The 25,419-nt window shown below is 44.7% G+C and carries 25 protein-coding genes; 22 read left to right on the forward strand and 3 right to left on the reverse strand.

Annotated features, from left to right (window positions below; translation table 11 throughout):
* The first annotated feature begins 1 nt into the window (after position 1).
* Positions 2-484: a pantetheine-phosphate adenylyltransferase gene (coaD, locus tag JOJ89_RS08800; protein WP_029285056.1), complete on the forward strand. Its 483-nt coding sequence runs from the start codon at positions 2-4 to the stop codon at positions 482-484.
* 46 nt (positions 485-530) lie between these two features.
* On the opposite strand, the gene ylbJ is transcribed toward coaD, so the two are convergent.
* Positions 531-1,745, reverse strand: coding sequence for a sporulation integral membrane protein YlbJ (ylbJ, locus tag JOJ89_RS08805; RefSeq protein WP_411334960.1), 1,215 nt, complete (start codon positions 1,743-1,745; stop codon positions 531-533).
* 141 nt (positions 1,746-1,886) lie between these two features.
* Between ylbJ and JOJ89_RS08810 the strand changes: the two genes are divergently transcribed.
* Both JOJ89_RS08810 and JOJ89_RS08815 read left to right on the forward strand, forming a co-directional pair.
* Entirely contained in the window at positions 1,887-2,726 is an 840-nt protein-coding gene (locus JOJ89_RS08810; protein WP_051827082.1) for a patatin-like phospholipase family protein, read from the forward strand.
* The gene (locus tag JOJ89_RS08815) at positions 2,710-3,732 is read left to right on the forward strand and encodes a SepM family pheromone-processing serine protease (RefSeq protein ID WP_203290110.1); all 1,023 of its coding nucleotides are present in this window, start codon (positions 2,710-2,712) and stop codon (positions 3,730-3,732) included. Before JOJ89_RS08810 ends, JOJ89_RS08815 begins: the two co-directional genes overlap by 17 nt.
* An 82-nt stretch (positions 3,733-3,814) precedes the next feature.
* Here the strand turns inward: JOJ89_RS08815 and JOJ89_RS08820 are convergent, their stop codons facing one another.
* Complete coding sequence (locus tag JOJ89_RS08820; RefSeq protein WP_203290111.1) at positions 3,815-5,044, reverse strand: nucleotidyltransferase; 1,230 nt, start codon at positions 5,042-5,044, stop codon at positions 3,815-3,817.
* Between the two features lie 296 nt (positions 5,045-5,340).
* Here JOJ89_RS08820 and JOJ89_RS08825 point away from each other — a divergent pair, with 296 nt between their 5' ends.
* The 5 genes from JOJ89_RS08825 to JOJ89_RS08845 all read left to right on the forward strand — a co-directional run bounded on the left by JOJ89_RS08825 (position 5,341) and on the right by JOJ89_RS08845 (position 8,000).
* On the forward strand, positions 5,341-5,577 hold the full coding sequence (locus tag JOJ89_RS08825; RefSeq protein WP_203290112.1) for a hypothetical protein: 237 nt from the start codon (positions 5,341-5,343) through the stop codon (positions 5,575-5,577).
* 53 nt (positions 5,578-5,630) lie between these two features.
* Complete coding sequence (locus tag JOJ89_RS08830) at positions 5,631-6,152, forward strand: YceD family protein (protein ID WP_029285045.1); 522 nt, start codon at positions 5,631-5,633, stop codon at positions 6,150-6,152.
* A gap of 72 nt (positions 6,153-6,224) precedes the next feature.
* Complete coding sequence (gene rpmF, locus JOJ89_RS08835; RefSeq protein WP_029285043.1) at positions 6,225-6,398, forward strand: 50S ribosomal protein L32; 174 nt, start codon at positions 6,225-6,227, stop codon at positions 6,396-6,398.
* 123 nt (positions 6,399-6,521) lie between these two features.
* A complete protein-coding gene (locus tag JOJ89_RS08840; protein WP_029285041.1) occupies positions 6,522-7,304 on the forward strand; it encodes an enoyl-CoA hydratase/isomerase family protein in 783 nt (260 codons plus the stop codon).
* 87 nt (positions 7,305-7,391) lie between these two features.
* A complete protein-coding gene (locus JOJ89_RS08845) occupies positions 7,392-8,000 on the forward strand; it encodes an RsfA family transcriptional regulator (protein WP_029285040.1) in 609 nt (202 codons plus the stop codon).
* 35 nt (positions 8,001-8,035) lie between these two features.
* On the opposite strand, the gene JOJ89_RS08850 is transcribed toward JOJ89_RS08845, so the two are convergent.
* Positions 8,036-8,515, reverse strand: coding sequence for an N-acetyltransferase (locus JOJ89_RS08850; RefSeq protein WP_029285038.1), 480 nt, complete (start codon positions 8,513-8,515; stop codon positions 8,036-8,038).
* Between the two features lie 195 nt (positions 8,516-8,710).
* Here JOJ89_RS08850 and JOJ89_RS08855 point away from each other — a divergent pair, with 195 nt between their 5' ends.
* From JOJ89_RS08855 to murD, 14 genes are all read left to right on the forward strand, one after another.
* Positions 8,711-10,045 carry an acetyl-CoA carboxylase biotin carboxylase subunit gene (locus JOJ89_RS08855; protein ID WP_203290113.1) on the forward strand — a complete coding sequence of 445 codons (1,335 nt, stop codon included), beginning with the start codon at positions 8,711-8,713 and terminating at the stop codon, positions 10,043-10,045.
* 76 nt (positions 10,046-10,121) lie between these two features.
* The gene (locus JOJ89_RS08860) at positions 10,122-10,337 is read left to right on the forward strand and encodes an acetyl-CoA carboxylase biotin carboxyl carrier protein subunit (protein ID WP_029285035.1); all 216 of its coding nucleotides are present in this window, start codon (positions 10,122-10,124) and stop codon (positions 10,335-10,337) included.
* A gap of 20 nt (positions 10,338-10,357) precedes the next feature.
* Positions 10,358-11,896: an acyl-CoA carboxylase subunit beta gene (locus JOJ89_RS08865; protein WP_407656359.1), complete on the forward strand. Its 1,539-nt coding sequence runs from the start codon at positions 10,358-10,360 to the stop codon at positions 11,894-11,896.
* 141 nt (positions 11,897-12,037) lie between these two features.
* Entirely contained in the window at positions 12,038-12,916 is an 879-nt protein-coding gene (locus JOJ89_RS08870) for a 2-dehydropantoate 2-reductase (RefSeq protein ID WP_203290114.1), read from the forward strand.
* Positions 12,913-13,302, forward strand: a complete 390-nt coding sequence (locus JOJ89_RS08875; RefSeq protein WP_203290115.1) for a DUF3397 family protein — start codon at positions 12,913-12,915, stop codon at positions 13,300-13,302. The genes JOJ89_RS08870 and JOJ89_RS08875 overlap by 4 nt, the downstream gene beginning before the upstream one ends.
* 89 nt (positions 13,303-13,391) lie before the next feature.
* The gene (bshC, locus tag JOJ89_RS08880) at positions 13,392-15,017 is read left to right on the forward strand and encodes a bacillithiol biosynthesis cysteine-adding enzyme BshC (RefSeq protein ID WP_203290116.1); all 1,626 of its coding nucleotides are present in this window, start codon (positions 13,392-13,394) and stop codon (positions 15,015-15,017) included.
* 123 nt (positions 15,018-15,140) lie between these two features.
* Positions 15,141-15,572, forward strand: coding sequence for a division/cell wall cluster transcriptional repressor MraZ (mraZ, locus tag JOJ89_RS08885; protein WP_029285027.1), 432 nt, complete (start codon positions 15,141-15,143; stop codon positions 15,570-15,572).
* Positions 15,573-15,656: 84 nt separating this feature from the next.
* Positions 15,657-16,589 carry a 16S rRNA (cytosine(1402)-N(4))-methyltransferase RsmH gene (rsmH, locus tag JOJ89_RS08890; RefSeq protein ID WP_203290117.1) on the forward strand — a complete coding sequence of 311 codons (933 nt, stop codon included), beginning with the start codon at positions 15,657-15,659 and terminating at the stop codon, positions 16,587-16,589.
* A 29-nt stretch (positions 16,590-16,618) separates the two neighbouring features.
* Entirely contained in the window at positions 16,619-16,984 is a 366-nt protein-coding gene (gene ftsL / locus JOJ89_RS08895; RefSeq protein WP_029285023.1) for a cell division protein FtsL, read from the forward strand.
* Positions 16,985-16,986: 2 nt separating this feature from the next.
* On the forward strand, positions 16,987-19,188 hold the full coding sequence (locus JOJ89_RS08900) for a penicillin-binding protein (protein ID WP_029565564.1): 2,202 nt from the start codon (positions 16,987-16,989) through the stop codon (positions 19,186-19,188).
* 122 nt (positions 19,189-19,310) lie between these two features.
* The gene (locus JOJ89_RS08905) at positions 19,311-21,254 is read left to right on the forward strand and encodes a stage V sporulation protein D (RefSeq protein ID WP_203290118.1); all 1,944 of its coding nucleotides are present in this window, start codon (positions 19,311-19,313) and stop codon (positions 21,252-21,254) included.
* A gap of 263 nt (positions 21,255-21,517) precedes the next feature.
* Positions 21,518-22,987, forward strand: coding sequence for a UDP-N-acetylmuramoyl-L-alanyl-D-glutamate--2,6-diaminopimelate ligase (locus tag JOJ89_RS08910; protein WP_029285018.1), 1,470 nt, complete (start codon positions 21,518-21,520; stop codon positions 22,985-22,987).
* Positions 22,988-23,077: 90 nt separating this feature from the next.
* Positions 23,078-24,052: a phospho-N-acetylmuramoyl-pentapeptide-transferase gene (mraY, locus tag JOJ89_RS08915; protein ID WP_203290119.1), complete on the forward strand. Its 975-nt coding sequence runs from the start codon at positions 23,078-23,080 to the stop codon at positions 24,050-24,052.
* 1 nt (position 24,053) lies between these two features.
* Positions 24,054-25,403, forward strand: coding sequence for a UDP-N-acetylmuramoyl-L-alanine--D-glutamate ligase (gene murD, locus JOJ89_RS08920; protein WP_203290120.1), 1,350 nt, complete (start codon positions 24,054-24,056; stop codon positions 25,401-25,403).
* Positions 25,404-25,419: the final 16 nt, after the last annotated feature.

The raw sequence follows: 25,419 nt of genomic DNA on the forward strand, positions 1-25,419 counted from the left end.
GATGGCAAGCATTGCAGTTTGTCCGGGAAGCTTTGATCCTGTGACTTACGGACACTTGGATATTATTAAACGGGGAGCAAAAGTTTTTGATCATGTTTATGTGTGCGTCCTGAATAATTCTTCTAAAAATCCGCTCTTTAATGTGGATGAGCGCATCGAGCTGCTGCAGGAAGTGACAAAGGATATGCCGAATGTCACGGTGGAGTCGTTTAAAGGCCTTCTGATTGAATATGCAAACAGCAAAAAAGCAAGCACGATCTTAAGAGGGCTCCGTGCAGTGTCGGATTTTGAATATGAGATGCAGATCACATCCATGAACAGAGTGCTTGATGAGAATGTTGAGACCCTGTTTATGATGACGAACAATCAGTATTCGTTCCTCAGCTCAAGCATTGTAAAAGAAGTGGCCAAGTACAGGGGAGATATTTCAGAGCTTGTTCCAAAGCCTGTTGAGCACGCCCTTAAACAAAAATTCAACAAATAAAATCAAGAGGTCTCATGAATTGAGGCCTCTTTTTTATGAGGATTCTTCACTTTCTCTGAAGCATTCTCTTGGCATAGATGATGACATAGACGGATAGTGAGAAAAGTGTAATAACAGGACCTGTTTGCGTAAGCACGGACCAGACGGAACCAAGCACAACCGGCGCATCTTCCCTTAAAAATACAGGAATGACGGAAACCTCTGAACCGGAAACACCCAAATACAGCGGTTTCCAGAAGAGCCAGGCGAAAAATGCCGCATAAATGCCCTGCAGGATCCTTGCAGCGAAAAACGGCTGAAAACGGATATCTGTATCAGCAAGGATACTTGCCACCTGCGCCTGGATGGACAATCCGCTGAAGCCGAGCATAAAGCTGACGACAATTGCTTTTTGAAGCAAGTCTGTGTCAACCGTGCTCACAAGCTGACTGCCAAGAGTCATCTCAAATAACCCAGAAACGAGGGGAAGACCAAGAGAAGCCGATAAATGAACAGAAGCGAGAATAAGGCTGAATCCTGCAGCCGCTGCGTCTGTCAGAGATAAAAGGGATAATAGTTTGTTTATGACAGAAAATAAGATAATAAAGCCGCCTACCATTAAAAGCGTCTGGATGGATGAAAGAACGGCATCGCCAAGCATTTTGCCGATTGGGCGCCGGTCTTCTATACGTGTTCTGTGCATTTCATCAAAAGCTTCTTTAATGGACGGAATCTTTCTTGATTTGTCCTGATTTTCAGATTGGCTGTCCCTGCCGTGAAACCTCATTGTAAGACCTACTGCAAGATTTCCGGAATAGTGGGCAGCTGCAAGGAGAAGACCAAGTGCCTGATTGTTGAAGAAACCGATCGCTACAGCACCGAATATGAAAAGGGGATTTGACGAGTTTGTAAATGAAACAAGCCTCTCTGCTTCTCCTGCAGTAAGCTGCTGTTTCTTCCTCATCTCTGCAGTCAGTTTAGCGCCTGCCGGAGACCCTGAAGCCCATCCCATCGCCCAGACAAATCCGCCAATGCCGGGCACTCTGAACAGCGGCCGCATAACTGGTTCAAGAAGCACGCCGATAAAGGCGACAACACCGAAGCCGGTCAATAGCTGAGAGAGAATGAAAAAGGGAAGAAGAGACGGAAAAACAACTCCCCACCACAATTCAAGCCCTGCCTTAGAAGCAGTAAAGGAAACCTTCGGGCTTATGATCATGGCAAATGCAAGGATGAAAAGCGAGCATCCAAGCACGAGTGTCTTCATTTTAGATGAATTCAACATGCGTCCCCCTCTTGCTTCTTTCTATACTTTTGAAAGCAGGAAGTGATAAAATAAATTCAGACTTCCTGCAGGGTTGTACACTCTTTGATACTTCAATATACGAGAATAGGGGACCGTTTTAGACCATAGAATTGACTAATGAACGAATTGACATCAGAGGAGGGTATCTCTTTGAAAAGAGAACCTAAAATTGGTCTTGCACTGGGATCCGGGGGAGCGCGCGGATTTGCACATCTCGGAGTACTGAAAGTATTGAACGATGAAGGAATACCTGTCAATATGATTGCCGGAAGCAGCATGGGCGCGCTTGTCGGGAGTTTTTATGCAACGGGGCTCGGATTTGAGCATTTATATAAACTTGCAGTGATGTTCAAACGGAAATACTATCTTGACTTTACTGTGCCGAAAATGGGGTTCATTGCCGGAAACCGCGTAAAGGAATTTATCCGCGTTTTTACAAGAGGGATGAATATCGAAGATCTCGAAATTCCGCTGTCTATTGTGGCAACGGATTTGTACGAAGGAAAAAAAGTCATCTTTACAAAAGGGCCTGTGGCAGATGCGGTGAGGGCAAGCATTGCGATTCCAGGCATATTTGTTCCTGAAAAAATTGACGGCAAACTGCTCATCGACGGCGGAGTGGTCGATCGTATTCCCGTATCGGTGGTCAAAGAAATGGGGGCTGATCTCGTCATTGCAGTGGACGTTTCCCGCGTGAAAAAGACGGAAGAAATAACATCCATCTTTGATGTTATTCTGCAAAGTCTTGATATTATGCAGGATGAACTTGTTCATCACCGGAAAATTGCTTCTGACATCATGATTCGCCCGCATGTCGAGCAGTACAGTTCCAAAGCATTTAAAAACATTAAAGAAATCATTGAAATTGGTGAAAACGAAGCAAAAAAGCATGTAGAGGAAATAAAATTGCTTATAGAGAGCTGGAAGGGGTCTCAGCAGGATGAAGAAGAATACTAAACTGGTAAGAGCGATCCTTATAGGGATCATTCTGGCAGCGGTGCTGAATTTTATTAAGCTTCCTTTTTATATAACGAAGCCCGGAATGGCTACGGAGCTTGAGCCGATTATTGAAGTGGAGGGCGGCTATGAGGAGGAAGGCAGCTTTTCCCTTACAACCGTAGGTTTTGGAAGAGCCAATATCTTCTCTTACGCCATAGCTTCTGTGTTCCCGTATCACGAAATCCTTCCTCTTGAGGACGTTGTCCAGGAAGGTGAATCAGATGATGAGTATCTGGACCGGCAGCTTCATATGATGGAATCTTCTCAGGAATCAGCGGTTGCGCTTGCTTATGAAAAAGCGGGCAAAAAGGTAGATTATCTTTTCAGGGGAATTTACGTCATGCAGGTGGTAAAAGATATGCCTTCTGAAGGCAAACTGAAAAACGGCGACAGAATTTTTGAAGTTGACGGCAGCGAATTTAAAACAGCTGAAGAATTTATTGCATATGTCGGCAAGAAGAAAAAAGGCGATACAATCGAAATTACATACGAACGCAATGGAAAAAAAGGAAAAACAGAGATTGTGGCAGATACCTTCCCGAACGACCCGAACAAAGTGGGAATCGGCATATCTCTTGTGACGGACAGGGAAATTGAAACCGATCCGGACATCACGCTTGATACAAGCAATATTGGCGGGCCTTCAGCAGGACTGATGATGTCGCTTGAAATTTATAATCAGCTGACAAAAGAGGATTTCACAAAGGGCCATCAGATTGCAGGAACCGGAACCATTGACGACAATGGAAAAGTCGGTCCGATCGGAGGGATTTCGCAGAAAATTGTGGCTGCCGATAAATCAGGGGCAGATATTTTCCTTGCTCCAAATCAAGAGGGCATTGAAACGTCAAATTACAGGGAGGCGGTCAAGACGGCAAAAGATATAGGCACAGAAATGAAGATCGTCCCGATTGACACCTTTGACGACGCAATCACTTATCTCGAAAAGCTGGACGTGAAATAAAACGGACGGCTCTATACGAAAAAACCACGCGGAAACATTTCTGCGTGGTTTTTTCGTATAAAAGCCTCAACTGAACTAAGTTCTACAAAAAACAGTCTTTCTCCCTGTCATACTGAATCGGTCTAGTGGAATATTCCCGTTTGATACATTGGGATCTCAGCGGTTCAGGCAGGATCATCGCATGAACCCCTGAAGCTTTGATGTCAAGCTCAAGCAGCGGGTGGCTGAATGATGAAAGAACAGAAACAAGCGGCGTCTCCAGGTTTTTTTTCACCATGTTTAAGTAGGACCTGCCTGCTCCAGACATTCCTAGCAGCCTTAAATAGGGAGCGCGTCCGCCTGCCTGCAGCATTTGATCTTTCGTTGTCCGTGTTAAAACATGAAGGCACATCCGCTGCAGTCTTGTCCATGTATATCGTTTCGTTTTAAGCTGTTCCATAAACTCTTTAAACGATTCCGCTTGCATCATCACAGATTTCACCCTGTTTTCAAGGCCTTCCTCAACTTCATAGATTTGTCTCATTTCTTCCGTGCTCATCGTGCAGACCGTATACTTCAGCAGGTCAAAATAGTTTTCCCATTGATGAAGAACGCCGTGCTCTGAATCATACTGGCGCAGAAGCTCGTCAGTAGACGATGGAACAAACCGGGAAATATCCTTTTGTTCATCTGAAAACAGCGCTTTTCTTATGCTTGTTGCACTTGCGATCGGAGATGAATTAAAATCTTCATCATGATAGCCTGCAGCGGTCCGTTTGATTGTGAGGGGACGTATGGACGCTTTCTGCTTTAGAATTGCACGAACATACTGAAAGCCCAGAATATTATTCGGAAGGGACAGATCAAGCGGGCGTGAATCCGTTTCAATGGCAAGAAATGCTGAAGTCTGGGCACTGGGATAGCTCATGCCCTCTTTCATAAACTGTTTAACGAGCTGCTGATACTCTGCATGATGGCTGTTCAGTAGCTCGGCTGTTTCAAGAAAAGGAGAGATCTCCCCGTTTTCACTGCCGAAGCATACACTGCTGCATCCGAGCGCTTCAAGAATGGAAATGGCACCATCAGCAAAGGTTTCAGCTTTTTGAGTTGCATAGGCATAAGGGAGTTCAATCACAAGATCTGCACCCTGCTTTAATGCCATTTTCGTACGCGCCCATTTTGAAACAAGAGCAGGCTCGCCGCGCTGAAGAAAATTGCCGCTCATCACGGCAATCACTGCATCTGCCTCAGAAGCCGTTTTTGAAGCCTCAAGATGATAAAGATGTCCGTTATGAAACGGATTATATTCCACAACCAATCCTACCGCTTTCAAGTGGGCATGCCTCCAAACCAAATGTTTTACATAAATCATGTCTCCTGAAGCGGAGGAAGTCAAGTTCGGTTCTTGGAAAAGCTGTTCTGCTGTTTTTGAGGGACCGGTTTGAAGCTTGAGGTAGCAAACAGGATTGTATTACGACCCTTCAGTGAAAAGGGTGGTGGCTGAAGGTTCAAAAGAGGGCGGCATATGACCGTTTAGAGAACAGCATCTGAGCTGAAGGGTTATAAGAAGACTACATATGACCGTTCAGGGAGCAGCATCTGAGCTGAGGGGTCATAAGAAGGGTGCATATGACCGTTCAGAGAGCAGCATCTGAGCTGAGGGGTCAAAAGAAAGCCGCATATGACCGTTCAAAGAACAGCAGCAGACCTAAAAGGTCAAAAAAAGATTTCATATTACTGCACAATGAATTCCTCCTGAAAAAAATCCTCCATGCACCTGACATAAAAAAACGTGTTTTTTGCCCCGAATATTTTGCTTTAAATGCTTATTCATGTATACTAAACACTGTAAAGAAAAAATATTGACAAATATTATTGCGAAAGCTATAATTACCTTTGTTGCCTTGAGGTGATACCATATGAAATGGTCTATTAATGAATTGAACAAACTGCAAAACAAGGGACTGCAGATTGATGAAACGATCCAGTTAACCGATATGAGAGGCGCTCTTTCTGAAGTTCGCGATATTTCTCCTGTTAAAGTAACAGGCAGAGCAGATCTCGGCTCTTCAAAAGCTGTCTTTCATCTGACGCTTTCCGGCACGCTGATTCTCCCTTGTGCAAGAACGCTGGTGGATGTTCCATTTCCGTTCGAAATTCATACAACTGAAACGTTTTTATTAAAACCGAATGCAGACTTCGAGATGGAAGAAGATGTCCATCACGTTCAGGAAGATATCGTTGACTTAATACCTGTTATTAAAGAAAACATTCTTTTGGAAGTGCCGATGCAGGTTTTTAGCGATTCTGTTGAAGAAAATGATCAGGCTGCCCCGCAAGAGGGAAAAGATTGGAAAGTGATCTCTGAAGAAGAGAACAAAAACAAGATTGACCCAAGACTTGCCGGGTTATCGAAATTTTTCGATGATCAAGACAGCTGATGCTATTGTTTAGCACTTATATATAGGCTGTTACACACTGTTTTAACGAAACTCTGTAAGGAGGTGGGAATAATGGCTGTACCTTTTAGAAGAACTTCTAAAACGAGAAAGAGACTGCGTCGTACACACTTCAAATTGCAAGTGCCTGGTATGGTAGCATGCCCAAACTGTGGTGAAGTGAAATTAGCTCACCGCGTATGTAAAGAATGTGGAACATACAAAGGAAAAGAAGTTGTAAGCAAATAACAGCTTCATTAAAAACGCAAGGATCCTAAAGGGTCCTTGCGTTTTTTTGTGTTTGTGCTGGTTTGCTTCTTATCCTTCCTATAAAATAAGAGGGGAGATAATAACGGCAAGAAGGGGATGCATATGGGGAAAGTAACAGCAGTCGAAAGCGAGGGTATTCTTCAGGTTACGCTGAACAGGCCTGAACGGAGAAATGCCATAGATTTTGATGTCATGAATGAACTGAGCCAGATTCTTGCTAGCGCACTGGATAATGAAAGAATTCTTGCACTGACGATAACCGGCAGCGGGACAAAGGCTTTTTGCTCAGGCGGAGATCTTTCCGTTTTTCATGCCCTTGAGACGGAGGAGGAAGCATTTGAAATGCTATCACGAATGGGCGATATTCTTTACCGGATCGCTGCTTTTCCTCTTCCGGTCTTTGCCCTCATTAACGGAACAGCTGTCGGGGGCGGAATGGAGATTGCTGCGGCTGCTGATTTCAGGCTGGTCAGCGTTGGTGCCGACCTCGGCTTTATTCAGGGCAGTCAGGCAATCACGACCGGCTGGGGAGGCGGCACGCTGCTGTTTGAAAAAATACAGCATGATGCTGCTATGACGATGCTGATGAGCGGAAGAAAATTAGGGGCACTAAAGGCAAAAGAACTGGGATTTGCTTCAGAAGTTCTTGAAGCTTCCGACTTTGAATCCAAAGCGCTGCGCTATGTGAAAGAGTCGCTTGTATCTTTCCCGCCGGTGCTGAAAGCTTATAAGCAAATGCAGGTTGAAAAGTGGATGGCAACAGGACTCAGGGACCGTATGAACAAAGAAATCCGCCAGTGTGCAAAGCTTTGGACAGGTGAAGAACATATGCGGCTGGTGCAGAAGTTCCTCGCCAAAAATGACGCGGCAAAAAAGAGCTTGTAAGTCATGTATTAAAACATTGTCAATTAGTCTATCTACTCTAGCAGGCGCATAAGTATGTAAAAAATGCGCATTGAGGGGGAACAGACAATGACGACTACACGGCAGGATGCCTGGACACAGGATGAGGATTTAATGCTGGCAGAGATCGTACTCAGACAAATCCGGGAAGGCGGCACGCAGCTTGCTGCATTCGAAGATGTCGGCAGAAAATTGTCCAGAACGGCAGCTGCATGCGGTTTCCGCTGGAATTCGTATGTCAGAAAGCAATATAAATCTGCAATTGAGATTGCCAAGACGCAGCGTAAACAGCTGCGCAGCCAGGAACCGAACGACCAGCCTCAAAAACAGGCTTCAAGCACAGCTGATCACGAACCTGCTGAAGCGGGCGCATTGACGTTAGGGGATGTCATTGCCTTTCTGCAAAACTATGAGAACTCAGGGAGTCCAGCAGGGCTCAAGAGTGAAAATGAAAAACTGGCTCAGCGCATAAAGCAGCTTGAACATGATCTTGAACAGGCTAAGTCAGAAAAAGAAACGATTCATAATAATCTTAAGATGGTGGAAGAGGATTATATGATGCTGATTGAAATGATGGAAAAAGCGAGAAACATAGCTGTCATGAGAGATGATGAACGAAGCAGAAAAGTGAATTTTCAAGTGGACCAGAACGGAAAAATAGAACGGACAGAAAAATAAGAAATGACCGCTGACAAGCGGTCATTTCTTATTTTTTATGCATTTTCGCTTTTTTGCTCTGATACTCCTTCAGGATACCATACGAGAGGATTTTCTCCCTTATCGCGCTCCATATCATACGTTACCGGCTCAAATCCCATCCTTGACCAGAACTCCCCGGATTTCACGCGCGGATTTGTTTTAATCGGCACACCATAGGATTTTGCATATTCAACAAGCGCCGTGCCGCAGCCCTTGCGTTTATAATCAGGCAGAACTTCAAGCTTCCAAAGCTCCAGATAATCCTGCTTAGGTTCAAAGTAAACATCAAACCTTTTATCAACACGGTAGAGACTCATGCGGGCGACAAGCTTATCCCCGAAGTAAATCCCGTAAAATGGTGAATTGCTGTCATTTTCAATGATATTGTCCTGAAGATCGTCAAGCATGGAGAGTTCCTGAAGCCCGTACTCTTTGAACTTCTTAAATTCTTCCAGCGTTTTAAAATTTATTAATAATTTTTCTACCTTAAACATGGTTTATGCCCCCTTGCAGCCTATGAATCTTGCGTTTAAGATCATTAAAATGGTAAAGCTTTGCATTTATTATACCATGCTCAGAAAATTAAGAAAGGTTTTCGTATGCGTTTTCATTTTTCGGGAAGGAATCTTTAAAAAGATGGAGAAATGTACTTAGTGGGGATTTTCTTATCATCATGGGAGGGGAGAATATTGAAGAAAATTTTAATTGCAAACAGGGGAGAAATCGCACTCCGGATTATGAAAACGTGTCAAAAAATGGGGATAGAAACGGTTGCTGTTTATTCGGATGCCGATGAAGGACTGCCTTTTGTAAAGGCAGCTGATTATGCATTCAGGATCGGTGAAGCGCCTGTAGCGAAATCTTACTTATTAAAAGATGATATTTTAAACATAGCAGTCCGTGAAAAAGTGGATGCCATTCACCCGGGATATGGTTTCTTGTCCGAAAATACCGAGTTTGCCCAGGCGGCAGAGGCGAAAGGGATTAAATTTATTGGCCCGAAGTCTGAGACACTTGCCATAATGGGTGACAAAGTAGCGGCTAGGAAAACAATGAAAGAAGCAGGTGTTCCCGTCGTGCCGGGAAGCTCAGGACTTGCTGATATGGACGAAGCATGCGCATATGCTTCTGAGATCGGCTATCCGGTCATGCTGAAAGCAAGCGGAGGCGGCGGAGGAATCGGCATGCAGCGCTGCGATGACGAGGAAGCTTTGAAAAAATCCTTTGCTTCCGTCAAGACGAGAGCAAAAGCTTACTTTGGAAATGATGATGTGTTTATTGAAAAATTCATTTCAGAAGCAAGGCATATTGAGATTCAGCTTTTTGGTGATGAGTTCGGGAATGTTGTGCACATGTTTGAGCGGGATTGTTCTGTTCAGCGCAGAAACCAAAAAGTGGTGGAAGAATCACCATCGCCTCATCTGTCTGAAGCAACCCGGGAAAAAATGTGCGCTGCTGCAGTTGCTGCAGCCGTTCATGCAGGGTACATAAATGCCGGCACGATTGAATTTATTGTGGATGAAGAAGAAAATTTCTATTTCCTTGAAATGAATACAAGACTTCAAGTGGAGCACAGGGTGACAGAAGGAATAACAGGACTTGACCTTGTTGAATGGCAAATCAGGACCTCGGCAGGAGAAAAGCTTCCATTCTTGCAGCCTGAGATCACAAAAGAGGGCCATTCCATCCAGTTCAGGCTCTATGCGGAAGATCCTGTGAAATTCATTCCGTCACCAGGTTTAATTAAAGCGTTTACATTTAATGAAACGGACGGAGTCATTGTCGACTGTGCCTATGCAGAAGGGGATACAGTCACACCGTTTTATGATCCGCTAGTTGCAAAAATCATTGTAACCGGTGAAAACCGTCCGGATGCATTAGCTAAAGCCGAGACATTTTTGAACGGAGTTAAAGTAGAAGGAATTAAAACCAATCTGCCGTTATTTCTGACGATCTTATCAAACAGTCAGTTTAAAAAGGGCACATACAGCACGTCCTTCCTGCAGACGGCCGTTTTGGCATAAGAGAGTGCTGAAAGGCTTCAGCAGATTCAAAAAACATGAATAAAGTAACCAAACACCATGAATGGAGGATTTAAACATGATCGAAATTAAAGCAAGTATGGCAGGAACGGTATTACATGTATTAGTGGCAGCAGGTGATGAAGTAGCGGCTGGACAAGATGTGATCATGCTAGAGTCAATGAAAATGGAGATCCCCCTCGACAGTCCGGGAAACGGCACAGTGGAAGAGGTGAAAGCAGAAGCTGGGGATTTTGTTAACGAAGGCGACGTTCTGCTTGTTTTAAAACCTTAATGGAGGAGGGATTCCAAATGATGAAAGTTGATGAACTTGAAAAATTGCTTAAAGAAAAGACAGCTGAAATCGAAGCCGGCGGACACCCTAAATATCACGACAAACTGAATGCCCAGGGCAAGCTGTTTGTCAGGGAACGGCTGAACAGGCTGTTTGACAACGGAAAGTATACAGAAGACGGCAAGTTCGCCAATAATCAGGCAGGCGATCTTCCATCTGATGGAGTTGTGACCGCTGTCGGAAAAATAAACGGAGAAACGGTTTGCGTGATGGCTAATGACTCGACGATCAAAGCGGGATCATGGGGTGCCAGAACCGTTGAAAAAATCATCCGCATTCAGGAAACAGCAGAAAAATTGAAAGTGCCCCTCCTCTATTTGGTTGATTCTGCAGGTGCCAGAATTACGGATCAAATTGATATGTTCCCAAACCGCCGAGGCGCAGGCAGAATATTTTACAATCAGGTAAAGCTGTCCGGCAGCATCCCGCAAATCTGTCTCCTCTTTGGGCCTTCAGCTGCGGGGGGAGCTTATATTCCTGCTTTTTGCGATATTGTGATCATGGTTGACGGGAATGCTTCCATGTATCTTGGATCTCCGCGCATGGCCGAGAAAGTCATCGGGGAAAAAGTTTCGCTAGAGGAAATGGGCGGTGCGAGAATGCACTGTTCGGTGAGCGGATGCGGTGACGTTCTTGTGAAAACAGAAGAAGAGGCGATTCTTGAAGCAAGACGCTATTTGACGTACTTCCCGCAAAACTATCTGAGCGTTACGAAAGAAGCAGAACCTGTTTTGCCAAAACAGGGCAGACCGCTTACAGAAATTGTGCCTCACAATCAGAATGCGCCGTTTGATATGTATGAATGCATTGATTCACTTATTGATGCAGGCAGTTTTTTTGAAATCAAACGATTATTTGCTCCTGAAATCATCACAGGATTTGCGAGACTGGACGGGAAAGTCGTGGCCATTATCGCGAATCAGCCGAGGGTAAAAGGAGGCGTGCTTTTTGTGGATTCCGCCGACAAAGCGGCAAAATTCATGCAGCTGGCAGACGCTTTTCACATTCCGCTCCTGTTCCTTGCCGATGTGCCGGGTTTCATGATTGGAACGAAAGTGGAGCGTGCCGGCATTATCCGCCACGGGGCAAAGATGATTGCAGCGATGAGTTCGGCAACTGTGCCTAAAATCTCCGTGATTGTGAGAAAAGCATACGGTGCAGGACTTTATGCGATGGCAGGCCCTGCATTTGAAACAGATTGTGTAATCGCCCTTCCAACTGCGCAGATCGCCGTTATGGGTCCTGAAGCAGCAGTGAATGCCATTTACTCAAACAAAATTAATGAAATTGAAGACCCGAAAGAAAGAATGAAGTTTGTTCTTGAAAAGCAGCAGGAATACAAAGAAAATATTGATATTTATAAGCTCGCATCAGAAATGATTGTGGATGATATTGTTTCTGCTGATAATCTGAGAGAAGAGCTGATATCAAGATTTTCCCTTTATGAAACGAAAGCCATTCCATTCGGCGAACGCAAGCATCCGGTCTATCCGGTCTGATGACAAACAAGCCAGCCATGAGCTGGCTTGTTTTCTTTTATTTGGCGAAAATTTCACCTAACAGGCGGCGGAATAGCTATAGGAACATTTTTACTATTTTGTTATGATAAAGAAACGAATGAGAAACGGTGGGATGCTTATATGGAAATTGGCATTATCGGCATAGGCTCTGTGGGAATGCTCTGTGCAGCTTACTTGGCTAAAGAGCACATAGTCACAGTTTACACGAGAAGAAAAGAACAGTCAGACCTGATCAATGAAAAAGGAATAATCCTTATTCATGGCGATCAGAAAACAACTGTAAAAGATGTGAAAGCGCGTTCCGGCAAGGATTTCAAAGAGCCGCTGCTGATAATAGCGGTCAAGCAGTATCAGCTTGGCGATGTTCTTCCTTTATTAAAAGAAACGAAAGAAAGGAAAAACCTCCTGTTTCTCCAAAATGGCATGTCGCATATCCCAATGCTTGAATCTCTTGAAGGACATAATGTCTATATCGGTTCTGTCGAACATGGATCTTTAAAGACGGGGGATGCGACTGTCGCGCATACGGGTGCGGGTGTCATTAAAGTGGGTTCTCTTTTCCCTGATCAGCCTCCTCTGACACTTACGGACCTTCATTCAGAACGTTTCCCGTTTGAAGCTGCCCGGAACTGGAAAGAATCACATTCAAGAAAATTGCTTGCAAATGCAGTGATTAATCCGCTGACAGCACTTTTAAAAGTGAAAAACGGTGAGCTTACTGAAAACCCGCATTACAGCAGAATGGCTAAATCGGTATTTAAAGAAGCTTCCGGGATTTTGGGTATAACGGATGAAAATGCCGAGTGGGAAAAAGTGATGGAGATCTGCAGAAGGACGGCGGAGAACAGGTCGTCCATGCTCAGGGATACGGAAGCAGGCCGTAAAACAGAGATTGACGGCATTATCGGCTATTTGCTTGATGAGGCAAAAAAGCAGAATACCCGGGTTCCTCTGCTTGAGTTTTTGTATCATGCAGTTAAAGGCGGGGAAAAAGAATGAACAGCGAATGGATCATAAATCTGGCAGCATTTGCCGTGTCTCTGCCGCTGCTTACTTTCCTCATTCTGGTCGCTGTTTTATCAGCTGTAACGGGAAATGTAAAAAGGGGTATGCTGTATGCAGCAGATGCTGCTGTCATTCTGTTCGCGCTCTCCATTTATTTTAAATTGCTTGTTTTATCTGATACCGCTGTTTACGGGGGCATTTTTCTGTTTCTGCTGCTTGTGATGTTTGCTGTTCTCATTTATATGATAAGATCGAGCTCTTCTGTGCCGCTGTCAAAAGCCTTCAAAAAGTGCTGGCGATTTTCTTTTCTGATTCTCCTTCCGCTATCAACCATTCTTGCGGTATTCGGAGCAGTAAGAGGGATACTCGAATATATCTGAAGGTGCAGGCAAAGTCTTTTTCTTTTCAGCCGGATAAATGCTATACTCTTCTCGGATGCTTACATAACCCGGAAAGGAAGTTTACACAAATGGAGATTACTGACCTCTCCCTTCGCCATTCAAACCGATTAGTCGAAGATCTGATCAGCGGCAGGCTGAATACAGCTGACTACTTTGACTACAGCATTACGGATGACACCGTTTATGAACAAAGAGTGAAGGACTTGAAAAATAGAACATTCGCAAGAGAAGAGCTGTCCTCCTATCTTTTGAGGTACCACCAAAAGCATTTTCAGGACAAGGAACCTGTGATTCGGAACATTGAGCGTTTAAAAGATCCGGAAAGTCTTGTTGTCGTCGGGGGACAGCAGGCAGGTCTTCTGACAGGACCGCTCTATACAATTCACAAAATCATCTCAATTCTCGTCCTTGCAGAGCAGCAGGAAGCAAAGCTCTCTGTTCCGGTCATTCCAGTCTTCTGGGTGGCGGGTGAAGACCATGACTTTGCTGAGGTCAATCATCTGCATGTCTCTCAAAACGGGGTTATCAAGAAGAAGGCTGTTAAAACAGCCATGAATGAAAAGATTCCTGTGTTCTATAAGAATATCGACCACGAGGAATGCTGGAACTTTATCTGCTCTATTTTTGAAACTTTCGGGGAAACCGACTATACAATGGAGCTGATGAACAGCCTGAAACAAACATTGTCTGTTTCAGCCACATATACAGAGTTTTTCGAACATCTTACATATGAAATGTTTTCGGATTACGGATTGGTGCTCATTAACTCTTCAGATCATGAGCTCAGAAAAATGGAAGCCGGATTTTTTCAGCATTTGATCTTGAAAAATGAAGAGCTGTCTGAGAGCCTTTCAGCTCAGCAGGCATTCATGAAAGAAGCTGGCTACAAGCCGATCATTGAAGCCGATCACACGAGCGCAAATCTTTTCTACCATGACAGCAAAGGTGACCGTCTGCTTCTGAAGCGTACAGGTGATTCCGTCTTTTCGGCCGAAGGTCAGTCGTTTACAGAGGCGGAACTGAAGCAGTTTGCAGAACAATATCCAGAGAGGCTGAGCAACAATGTTGTCACAAGGCCGCTCATGCAGGAATATCTGCTTCCGACACTTGCCTTTATCGCAGGGCCGGGAGAAATTTCTTACTGGGCAGAGCTTAAGAGAGTATTTGATACAGCAGGCTTTCACATGCCGCCTGTCGTGCCAAGGCTGAATATCACCATTGTTGAACGGTCCATTGAATCGGACATGAGGGAAGTTTCACTTACGATCGATGACCTGTTTTCAAAAGGGGCTGACAAAGTCCGTGAAGAGTGGCTTGCAAAAATGGAGCCTTCTCAGCTGACCCCTGAAATTTCTCAAGCAAAGACCGAGATTGAACGGATTCACAAAAACCTGCGGGAGTCAGCAGTATCAAAAGACGCTAGTCTGGAACCGTTTCTTGAGAAAAATGCATTTTTCATTCAGTCGCAGCTTGATTTGCTTCAATCTTACGTCGACAAAAAAATTCAGCAAAAGCACCGCGCGGAATTGGATAAATTCACAAGAATCGCGAAATCTCTCCAGCCAAATGGCGGATTTCAGGAGAGAACATGGAATATTTACTATTATTTGAATAAATATGGACCCCATTTTGTGCACGAAATCGTGAAGCTTCGCTATTCTTTTAACTTCCATCATAAAGTTGTCAAAATTTAAAGAACGAATTTCTGAAATCCTGTGGAATACAGGGTTTTTTTTTATGAAAAGAACGTGTAGAATAGGAAGTGGGGAGAAGTGGGGGGAAGTGGTGACCGAGAGAAAGAAAGTGGGGCGACGGACATGTTCATGGGAGAATATCATCACACGATTGATGCAAAAGGCCGCATGATCGTTCCAGCCAAATTCCGCGAAGAACTCGGAGAAACTTTCGTCATCACCAGAGGACTCGATCAATGCTTGTTCGGCTATCCGATGAGTGAATGGAAAATGATCGAAGAAAAGCTGAAGGCCCTTCCATTAACAAAAAAAGACGCACGTGCATTTACAAGATTTTTCTTCTCGGGTGCTGTTGAATGCGAACTTGATAAACAGGGGCGCATAAACCTGGCTGCACCGCTTCTGCAGTATGCAAAGCTTGAAAAAGAGTGTGTTGTTATCGGAGTATCAAATCGGATCGAACTTTGGGATAAGGCAATTTGGGATACATATGTAGCCGAACAGGAAGATTCATTTGCCGAAATTGCTGAAAATATGATTGGTTTTGATATATAATAATCTCTTGTGCAACAATGAGTAATAGCAATGTCAAAATCAGCATCCCAAGTACGTACGAATCTGATAAAGGTGGTACCAGCAATGTTTCAACATAAAACAGTATTATTGCATGAAACGGTAGATGGTTTGAACATCAAAGAAGATGGGGTATATGTCGACTGCACATTAGGCGGAGCGGGACACAGTTCTTACTTGCTGTCCAAGCTCTCAAAAAAAGGGCATCTTTTCGCTTTTGACCAGGACGATGCAGCCCTCTCGCATGCAGAAACTCTATTAGAGTCCTACAAAGGACAAGTAACATTTATTAAGAGCAATTTCAGACATTTAAAAGAAGAACTTGAAAACCTTGGTGTAACAGAGGTTGACGGCATTTTATTCGACCTCGGAGTTTCATCGCCGCAATTAGATACACCTGAGAGAGGCTTCAGCTATCATCATGACGCACCTCTTGATATGAGAATGGATCAGAACGCAAGGACTTCCGCCTATGATGTCGTGAACGGGTGGACCTATGAAGAGCTGGTTAAAATCTTCTTCAGATACGGAGAAGAAAAGTTCTCTAAACAAGTAGCAAGGAAAATTGAAGCTGCAAGGGAAATTCAGCCGATCCGGACGACCGGAGAGCTGGTGGAACTAATTAAGGATGCCATTCCCGCACCTGCAAGACGCAAAGGCGGCCATCCTGCCAAACGGATTTTTCAGGCGATCCGAATTGCGGTTAATGATGAATTGAAAGTGTTTGAAGAAGCGATCGGACAAGCAGTTGAAATGATTAAACCCGGCGGCAGAGTCAGTGTCATTACCTTCCATTCTTTAGAGGACCGAATCTGCAAGACGGCATTCAAGCAAGCTGCTTCATTACCGGAACTGCCTCCTAATTTGCCGGTTATACCTGATGAATTCAAGCCTAAAGTGAAACTGATCACAAGAAAACCGATTACACCATCTGAAGAAGAGCTTGAAGAAAACAATCGTGCAAGATCAGCCAAGCTGCGTATACTTGAAAAACTGTAAAAAATAGATGAAACGAGGGGGTTTTGTTCATGAGTAATTTAGCTGTGAAAATCCAGCAGCAAAGGCAAGAGCAGCATAAGCAAATGCCCGAACAGCAGCAATCTGTGGTCATCAAAAGAAGACCTACAATCACAATCGGCGAAAAAGTGCTGATCGTTGCCTTTTTATCTGTTCTGCTGTTTGCAGCCATTCAAATTGTTTCAAATAGCGTCGCGGTCTACAAGGGAAATGTGGCCGTTCAGAAAATCGAAGCAAAAATCCAGGATCAGCAGAAAGTAAACGCAGATCTTGGCGTACAGGTAAAAGAGCTAAGCAGCTATGAGCGCATAATGGGCATAGCTAAAGGCCTTGGACTTGAGCTTGATACGAATAAAGTGAAAGTAGTAAATGACTAATCATGAATCAGCCGAAAAATATCAATATGAACAGAGGAGCAGCAATATTAACCTTAATATTTGCATTGCTCTTTTTTGTCTTAGTCATCCGTTTCTTGTATTTGCAGACAACAGGCGAAGTAAATGGGGAAGTCCTTGCCGCAAGGGCCCAGGAACAGTATGAAAGAAAGCGGACAATAGAAGCAAGCAGGGGCTCCATTGTAGACAGAAAAGGTGAAGTGATTGCCGAGGATACAAATACGTACACTCTGATCGCTGTACTTGACGAAAAAATGACCACTTCTCCAAAAAAACCAAGACATGTATTTGACCCTGAGGAAACGGCGGAAAAGCTTGCTCCCCTCCTTGATATGGAAAACAGTGAAGTCAAGGATATACTTGAAAAAGATGCCGATCAGGTCGAATTTGGATCAGCGGGCAGAAACATCAGTCATTCACTCAAAGTCAAAATTGAGAAATTAAACCTTCCGGGTATCGGTTTTATCCGTGATACGCACAGGTATTATCCAAACGGCACCTTTGCATCACATATTATCGGGTATGCCCAAAGAGAAGAAGGTTCAAAGAAAACTATCGGCATGTTTGGAATTGAAAAAAGCCTTGATAAGTTCCTTCAGGAAAAAGACGGATATATGGCATTTGAAGGCGACAAGCAGGGGTTCAAGCTTCCAAACGGCGAGGAAAAGATTGTTGCTCCAGATAATGGAGATACGGTCTATCTGACACTCGACCAAAAGATTCAGACATTCCTTGAAGATGCGATGAACGAAGCGGCTGAAGAATATGAACCTGAAAAAATCATCGGAATTGTCGCAGATCCGAAAACAGGAAAAATACTGGCAATGGGGCAGCGCCCGAGCTTTGACCCTAACGTCCGTGATATTAATAACTATTATAATGATTCAGTGGCCTATCCTTTTGAGCCCGGCTCAACTATGAAGATCTTCACTGTGGCAGCAGCTATAGAAGAGGGTGTCTTCAATAGGGACGAGTTGTATAAATCCGGCGCCTATAAAGTAGAAGGCGGAAGAATCCGCGACCATAACAAAACCGGATGGGGGACGATTACTTTCCTTGAAGGTGTTCAGCGTTCATCTAACGTCGCGATGGCTATTCTTGCAAAAGAAAAGCTTGGCCCTGACCGCTTTATGAATTACATGGAGAAATTCGGACTGAATCAAAAAACGGGAATCGATCTTCCCAATGAAGCAAACGGAGTCTTCAATTACAAGTATGATATTGAAAAAGTAACAACCGCTTTCGGCCAGGGATCCACTGTAACGCCAATTCAGCAGGTGCAGGCAGCTACGGCGATTGCTAACGGCGGCAAAATGATGAAGCCGTACATCATTGATAAAATTGTTGATCCTGACAGCGGAAAAACGGTGAAAGAAAACAAACCGCAAACAGCGGGAACGCCAATTTCGGAAAAAACCTCAAAAGAAGTGCTCGACATTCTTGAAACAGTCGTAAGTTCCGAAAAAGGCACAGGAAAACCATACAAAATTGAAGGCTACAGTGTGGCCGGAAAAACAGGAACGGCCCAGATGGCAGGCAGTGATGGAAGATATCTGACCGGCAGAAACAATTTTGTGTTCTCATTCCTCGGAATGGCGCCGAAAGAAGACCCTGAACTCCTTGTTTATGTAGCGGTGCAAAAGCCGCAGCTTAAAGATACGGAAACAGGTTCAATGCCCGTATCGACCGTGTTTAACTCTGTCATGAAAAACAGTCTTCAGTATATGAAAATCCAGCCGACTGAAGAAGTGGAAGAAGAACCGGAAAAAGCGGAGACAGAAGTAGGCTCTGAGCTTCCTTCTTTTGAAGGGGAAAGTGTCACAGCTGCACAAAAATGGCTGCAGGACAATAAGATGAATGCCGTCATTCTCGGCAGCAGCAATGAAGTGATTGAACAATACCCCGAAGAAGATTCGAGATTGATCGCGAACGGGCGGGTTTTTCTGAAGACAGACGGGAAAATGTCAATGCCTGATCTTACCGGATGGTCATCGCGGGATGTCATGAAGCTTGCCAATTTCCTTGATTTAGAGCTTGAGGTAAAAGGGAATGGCTATGCTGCCTCTCAAACAATCAAAAAAGGTGAACGTGTTCAGAAAAATGACCGGCTGACGGTGAAACTTCAAAGTCCAGCGGGGGCTTCCGGTGATGAAACGGAAGAATCTGAAGAGACTGAAACAGAATAAGAGAGGGCCCGGACCGCTTTGGACGGGCTCTCTTTTTGCTTTTTCCTAGTTGTCCAGTCAAAGTTCTAGTACTCACGGTACAAGCATATATTTGAACGAGCCTTAAGTAAGGAGGAAAATATATGCGAGTTTCAAATGTGACGGTGCGCAAACGGCTTGCAATGGTGCTGATGTTTGGTTTTCTGATTTTTCTTATTATCGATATCCGCCTTGGATACGTTCAATTTTTTATTGGAGACAAACTGACAGCCCTGGCGAAGGATTCCTGGAGCCGGAACATTCCGTTTGAGCCGGAGAGGGGCGAGATTCTGGACAGGAACGGCGTGAAGCTTGCGACGAATATGAGTGCTCCGTCTGTTCTCGTTGTGCCGAGGCAGGTCGAGGACCCGGCGGGCACGGCAGAAAAGCTTGCAGCTGTTCTAAATATGCCGAAAGAACGTGCTTATGAACTGATCACCCAGAAGCAATCCATTCAGAGAATTAATCCCGAAGGCCGAAAGATTTCTCATGAAAAAGCAAAAGAACTCAGGGCACTCGGTTTAAAAGGTGTTTACATAGCGGAGGATTCAAAACGCCATTATCCGTTCGGCAGCTACCTCTCGCACGTACTCGGATTTGCAGGAATTGATAATCAGGGCCTGCTTGGACTGGAGTCGTATTATGATGAACAGCTGAAAGGAACAAAGGGATATGTGAAGTTTTATTCTGATGCTAAAGGGAAAAGGATGCCAAAAGAGGCTGATGAATATACCGCTCCGGTGGATGGCCTGAATTTAAAACTGACAATCGATTCAAAAGTGCAGACGATCGTCGAGAGGGAACTCGATAATGCACAGGCACAATACAATCCAGACGGCATGATCGCAATCGCGATGAATCCGAAAAACGGCGAAATCCTTGCGATGTCAAGCAGACCTGATTTTGATCCGGCGGATTTCCGGAATGTCGATCCGCTCATCTATAACCGGAACCTCCCTGTATGGAGTTCCTATGAGCCTGGTTCAACATTTAAAATCATTACACTTGCAGCTGCACTTGAAGAGAAAAAAGTAGATTTGCAGAAAGAGCATTTTCATGACGGGGGTTCAGTGGAGGTTGGCGGGGCCAGATTAAAGTGCTGGAAGCGCGGAGGACACGGGAGCCAGTCTTTCCTTGAAGTTGTTCAGAACTCCTGTAACCCGGGTTTTGTAGAGCTTGGTCAAAGACTTGGAACCAGCACCCTTTTTAAATACATCCAAAACTTCGGTTTTGGCCAGAAAACAGGCATTGATCTTCAGGGAGAGGCCAGGGGAATCCTGTTTGATGTTAAAAATGTAGGACCGGTGGAACAGGCAACGACCGCATTCGGACAGGGGGTATCCGTTACACCGATCCAGCAGGTTGCAGCCGTTGCGGCAGCTGTAAATGGAGGTACGCTTTACACCCCGTATATAGCTAAGGAATGGATCGACCCTGTTACAGGAGATGTGATCAGCAGCACAGAACCCGAAGCAAAGCGCAAAGTCATTTCCGAAGAAACGTCGAAGCAAATCAGATATGCACTTGAAAGTGTAGTAGCCCAAGGAACAGGGAAAAACGCATTTGTTGAGGGGTACCGTGTAGGCGGAAAAACAGGGACAGCTCAAAAAGTAAAAGACGGTGTCTATATGAAGAACAACTATATTGTTTCATTCATTGGATTTGCTCCGGCAGACGACCCGGAAATCGTTGTTTATACAGCAGTCGATAATCCTAAGGGCACTGTGCAGTTCGGGGGAACGGTTGCAGCCCCGATTGTCGGAAACATTATGGAAGACAGCCTGAGGGAGCTTGGAGTGAAACCGCGGAAAAACCAAATCGAGAAGGAATACACATGGCTAGACACAAAACTTGTGAGCGTTCCGAATGTTGTAGGGCTTACAGCGCAGGAACTCAGGGAGCAGATGGTGAATCTCAAACTTGATATCGCAGGATCCGGAGATACAGTTGTTCAGCAGTCGCCTCAAGCAGGCGTAAAGGTGAAAGAAGGGTCAACACTTCGTCTTTATTTAGGAAAAGGAAGCAAAAAATCAGAAGACAATGACTAAACGCATATGTTCTGAAGCCGGCATTCACAAAACGTGACTGCCTCGCTTTTGTTTGGGGAGAAACAGCTCTGCCCCCGCACATTTTTTAATGCGGATATGGCTCTTTTACCGAAGATAAGATAAAATAGGTACTGTGCGTTTTTCTGACAAAAGGATGACCATTTGCCGGTATGCCGGCAGGCCGTATATGGAAAAGGACGATTTGCTGCACGACTAAAATAAAGACAGAAACTATTGTTGGTTCTTGAGAGGATTTGGTAAAAATGAAATTACACACACTGCTTTCGCAGCTTCAGAATATAAAATGGAATGTGGAGGAAAATCCGGAAATTCTCTCGATTGAAATGGATTCACGGGAAGTAAAGCAGGACAGCTTATTTATCTGCATCAGCGGATATACGGTTGACGGACACGATTATGCAGAGCAGGCCGTAAGGAACGGCGCAGCCGCTGTACTGTCTGAAAAACCTTTAGACCTGCCGGTGCCTGTTGTCGTTGTTAAAAATACTAAGCGTGCGATGGCGCTTCTTGCAGATGCTTTTTACGGCCATCCAACACAAGGCATGCATTTGATCGGCGTAACAGGAACAAACGGAAAAACATCAACGACACACCTGATTGAGAAAATTCTTGAAAATGCAGGGAAAACAACCGGCCTGATTGGAACAATGTACATAAAGATTGGCAATGAAGAACTGAGTGTCAAAAATACGACACCTGAGAGCCTGACCCTTCAAAAAACATTCCGTACAATGGCAGATAAAGGAGTAAGCCATGGTGTGATGGAGGTTTCATCTCACGCTCTCCATATGGGCCGCGTCCATGGATGTGACTATGATGTAGCCGTGTTTACAAACCTTACCCAGGATCACCTGGATTATCACGAGACAATGGATGCGTACCGCGCAGCCAAAGGGCTCTTGTTTTCTCAGCTTGGCAATACATTTAACCCGGATAAGCCCAAAACGGCGGTTTTAAATGCAGATGATCCTGCATCAGGCGAATTTATGAGCATGACAGCAGCCCATATTCTCACATACGGGATTGATTCAGAATGCGATGTATCTGCACGAAACATCGTCATGTCTCCAAGCGGAACGGCATTTGACCTTGTCACACCGTTTGGCTCACAGCACATCAAAATGAAACTCATCGGCAAATTCAGCATTTATAACGCTCTCGCTGCTGCATCAGCGTGTCTTGCTTCTGGTGTAAGCCTTGAAATTGTTGCCGGAACACTGGCTGAGATTGAAGGGGTAAGAGGCAGATTTGAAGTCGTTGACGGAGGCCAGGATTTCTCTGTCATCGTTGATTATGCCCATACACCTGACAGTCTTGAAAATGTCCTGAAAACAGTTAAGCAGTTTGCTGCAGGGAAAACGTTTGTCATTGTCGGCTGCGGCGGGGACAGAGACAGGACGAAGCGGGCCATCATGGCGCAAATAGCTGTCAAGTATGCAGAAGAGCCCATTTTCACATCGGATAACCCAAGAAGCGAAGAGCCTGCTGCTATCCTTAAGGAAATGGAAGAAGGTGTTGAAGGAGCCTATTTCCATACGATCGAAAAAAGGGAAGATGCGATTTTTTACGCAGTAAATGAAGCAAAAGCGGGGGATGTGATCCTGATTGCAGGCAAGGGTCATGAAACGTATCAGATTATCGGATCAGAGGTATTCGATTTTGATGACCGCGAGGTTGCGCTGCGTGCGGTACAATCTAAATTAAATCAATAACCGGCGGACTTATCCGTACTTTATGAATGAAACAGGGACGCTCAGGCTTACGGGCCTGCGTCCTGCAGTGATACCAGGGAGGATCTATACATGCTTGAACAAATTATCATCTTTACAATACTAATGGGCTTTTTAATCAGTGTTCTGATATCTCCCATCTTTATCCCTTTCTTAAGAAGGCTTAAATTCGGACAGAGCATCAGGGATGAAGGGCCAAAATCGCATCAGAAGAAATCAGGAACGCCTACGATGGGCGGCATCATGATTATCTTGTCTGTCATTGTGACAACCATTGTCATGAGCTACAAATTTGCAGAACCAAGCGTTGAAATGTATTTGCTTTTATTTGTTACGTTCGGTTACGGCCTTCTCGGGTTTTTGGATGATTTCATCAAAGTTGTGATGAAGCGCAACCTCGGCCTAACATCGAAACAAAAGCTGCTCGGGCAAATCATTATTGCTGTTATTTTCTATATCGTTTTCAGACAGTTTGGATTCTCTTCAGAGGTCCGCATTCCGGGTACTGAGCTCGGTGTTGATCTTGGATGGGCGTATGTGCTGCTTATTGTCTTCATGCTTGTCGGCGGTTCTAATGCAGTTAACTTGACGGATGGTCTCGACGGTCTGCTTTCAGGTACGGCTGCCATTGCGTTTGGAGCATTTGCTGTTCTTGCATGGAATCAATCTCAATATGATGTGGCCATTTTCTCTGTAGCAGTCGTAGGGGCTGTTCTTGGATTTCTCGTATTTAATGCTCACCCCGCAAAAGTATTTATGGGAGATACAGGATCTCTTGCGCTAGGCGGAGCAATCGTAACCATCGCCATTTTAACCAAGCTTGAAATCCTGCTTGTTCTGATCGGCGGAGTATTTGTTATTGAAACTCTTTCCGTTATTATTCAGGTAATCTCTTTTAAAACAACAGGAAAGCGCGTCTTTAAGATGAGTCCCCTTCATCACCATTATGAACTGACAGGATGGTCGGAATGGAGAGTTGTCGTGACGTTCTGGTCAGTAGGGCTGATTTTCGCCGTTCTTGGAATTTACGTAGAGGTGTGGTTATAACATGAAACAAATTAACGATTTTAAAGACAAACATGTCCTTGTGCTCGGGCTCGCAAAAAGCGGCCTGGCTGCAGCAAGGCTCTTACATAAACTGGGTGCGCACGTGACAGTCAATGATAGGCTGCCGCTGGAAGAAAACGAATCAGCGCAGGAGCTTGAGGCAATGGGGCTGAGCGTCGTGTGCGGAAGCCATCCGCCTGAACTCCTCGACGGGGCAGAATACATTGTGAAAAATCCCGGTATTCCATATTCAAACACTCTGCTTGCAAAAGCGCTGGAAATGCAAATTCCAATCGTTACAGAAGTTGAACTAGCCTATTTAATCTCAGAAGCTGACATGATCGGCATTACCGGTTCCAACGGGAAAACGACGACGACGACCCTAATCCATGAAATGCTGCTGTCTGACAGGAAAAAGTCACTCATCGCCGGCAATATCGGAACAGTCGCCTGTGAAGTGGCAGAGAAAGCAGACAAAGACAGTATCATCGTTACAGAGCTTTCTTCTTTTCAGCTGATGGGAACGGAAACATTCCGGCCTAAAATTGCCCTGATGCTGAACTTGTTTGATGCCCATCTTGATTATCACGGCACGAGAGAAGAATATGCTTCTGCAAAATCAAGAATTTATGCCAACCAGCAGAATAGTGATTTTGCTGTTGTCAACGCGGATGATGCCGAGGTTGTAAAAGCAGCTGCCGCCGGTAATGGGGAAAAGATTTTCTTTTCCGTTAAAAAAGAGCTTGAATCAGGAGCGTACATCAAAGACGGTGCCGTTTGGTTCAACGATGAAAAAATCATTGATGTAAAAGAGATCGTTCTTCCAGGCAGACACAACCTTGAAAATATTCTCGCTGCTGTTTGTGCGGTGAAACTGAGCGGTGCAAAAACAGAAGCCATCCGCCGTGTTCTGACTTCTTTCAAAGGGGTCAAACACCGTCTGCAGTTTATCCGCACGATAAATGGCGTTAAATATTACAATGACTCAAAAGCTACGAATATCCTGGCTACTTCAAAAGCTCTCCAGGCATTTGATGCACCGACGGTACTACTTGCCGGCGGCCTTGACCGCGGCAATGAATTTGATGAACTGATTCCTTTCCTCGGGAATGTCAAAACTCTGATTACGTTTGGCCAGACTGCGCCAAAGCTTGAGAGAATAGCAGCAGATGCGGGAATAGAAGAGGTTAAACGTGTCGATAATGTTGAACAGGCGGCTTATGCGGCGTTCAGCTTATCTCAGGAAGGCGACATCGTACTCTTATCCCCGGCATGTGCAAGCTGGGATCAATATAAAACATTTGAACAAAGAGGAGACATGTTTGAGAACGCCGTGCATAAGCTAAAGTAAAGGGCTCGTACACGCG

This window comes from Metabacillus sp. cB07 (assembly GCF_016839225.1).
Taxonomy (GTDB): domain Bacteria; phylum Bacillota; class Bacilli; order Bacillales; family Bacillaceae; genus Bacillus_P; species Bacillus_P indicus.

Coding starts and splice junctions, on each gene's coding strand:
- coaD (WP_029285056.1), top strand. CDS start 2: ATGGCAAGCATTGCAGTTTGTCCGGGAAGCTTTGATCCTGTGACTTAC.
- JOJ89_RS08810 (WP_051827082.1), top strand. CDS start 1,887: ATGAACGAATTGACATCAGAGGAGGGTATCTCTTTGAAAAGAGAACCT.
- JOJ89_RS08815 (WP_203290110.1), top strand. CDS start 2,710: ATGAAGAAGAATACTAAACTGGTAAGAGCGATCCTTATAGGGATCATT.
- JOJ89_RS08825 (WP_203290112.1), top strand. CDS start 5,341: ATGACCGTTCAGAGAGCAGCATCTGAGCTGAGGGGTCAAAAGAAAGCC.
- JOJ89_RS08830 (WP_029285045.1), top strand. CDS start 5,631: ATGAAATGGTCTATTAATGAATTGAACAAACTGCAAAACAAGGGACTG.
- rpmF (WP_029285043.1), top strand. CDS start 6,225: ATGGCTGTACCTTTTAGAAGAACTTCTAAAACGAGAAAGAGACTGCGT.
- JOJ89_RS08840 (WP_029285041.1), top strand. CDS start 6,522: ATGGGGAAAGTAACAGCAGTCGAAAGCGAGGGTATTCTTCAGGTTACG.
- JOJ89_RS08845 (WP_029285040.1), top strand. CDS start 7,392: ATGACGACTACACGGCAGGATGCCTGGACACAGGATGAGGATTTAATG.
- JOJ89_RS08850 (WP_029285038.1), bottom strand. CDS start 8,515: ATGTTTAAGGTAGAAAAATTATTAATAAATTTTAAAACGCTGGAAGAA.
- JOJ89_RS08860 (WP_029285035.1), top strand. CDS start 10,122: ATGATCGAAATTAAAGCAAGTATGGCAGGAACGGTATTACATGTATTA.
- JOJ89_RS08865 (WP_407656359.1), top strand. CDS start 10,358: ATGAAAGTTGATGAACTTGAAAAATTGCTTAAAGAAAAGACAGCTGAA.
- JOJ89_RS08870 (WP_203290114.1), top strand. CDS start 12,038: ATGGAAATTGGCATTATCGGCATAGGCTCTGTGGGAATGCTCTGTGCA.
- JOJ89_RS08875 (WP_203290115.1), top strand. CDS start 12,913: ATGAACAGCGAATGGATCATAAATCTGGCAGCATTTGCCGTGTCTCTG.
- bshC (WP_203290116.1), top strand. CDS start 13,392: ATGGAGATTACTGACCTCTCCCTTCGCCATTCAAACCGATTAGTCGAA.
- mraZ (WP_029285027.1), top strand. CDS start 15,141: ATGTTCATGGGAGAATATCATCACACGATTGATGCAAAAGGCCGCATG.
- rsmH (WP_203290117.1), top strand. CDS start 15,657: ATGTTTCAACATAAAACAGTATTATTGCATGAAACGGTAGATGGTTTG.
- ftsL (WP_029285023.1), top strand. CDS start 16,619: ATGAGTAATTTAGCTGTGAAAATCCAGCAGCAAAGGCAAGAGCAGCAT.
- JOJ89_RS08900 (WP_029565564.1), top strand. CDS start 16,987: ATGAATCAGCCGAAAAATATCAATATGAACAGAGGAGCAGCAATATTA.
- JOJ89_RS08905 (WP_203290118.1), top strand. CDS start 19,311: ATGCGAGTTTCAAATGTGACGGTGCGCAAACGGCTTGCAATGGTGCTG.
- JOJ89_RS08910 (WP_029285018.1), top strand. CDS start 21,518: ATGAAATTACACACACTGCTTTCGCAGCTTCAGAATATAAAATGGAAT.
- mraY (WP_203290119.1), top strand. CDS start 23,078: ATGCTTGAACAAATTATCATCTTTACAATACTAATGGGCTTTTTAATC.
- murD (WP_203290120.1), top strand. CDS start 24,054: ATGAAACAAATTAACGATTTTAAAGACAAACATGTCCTTGTGCTCGGG.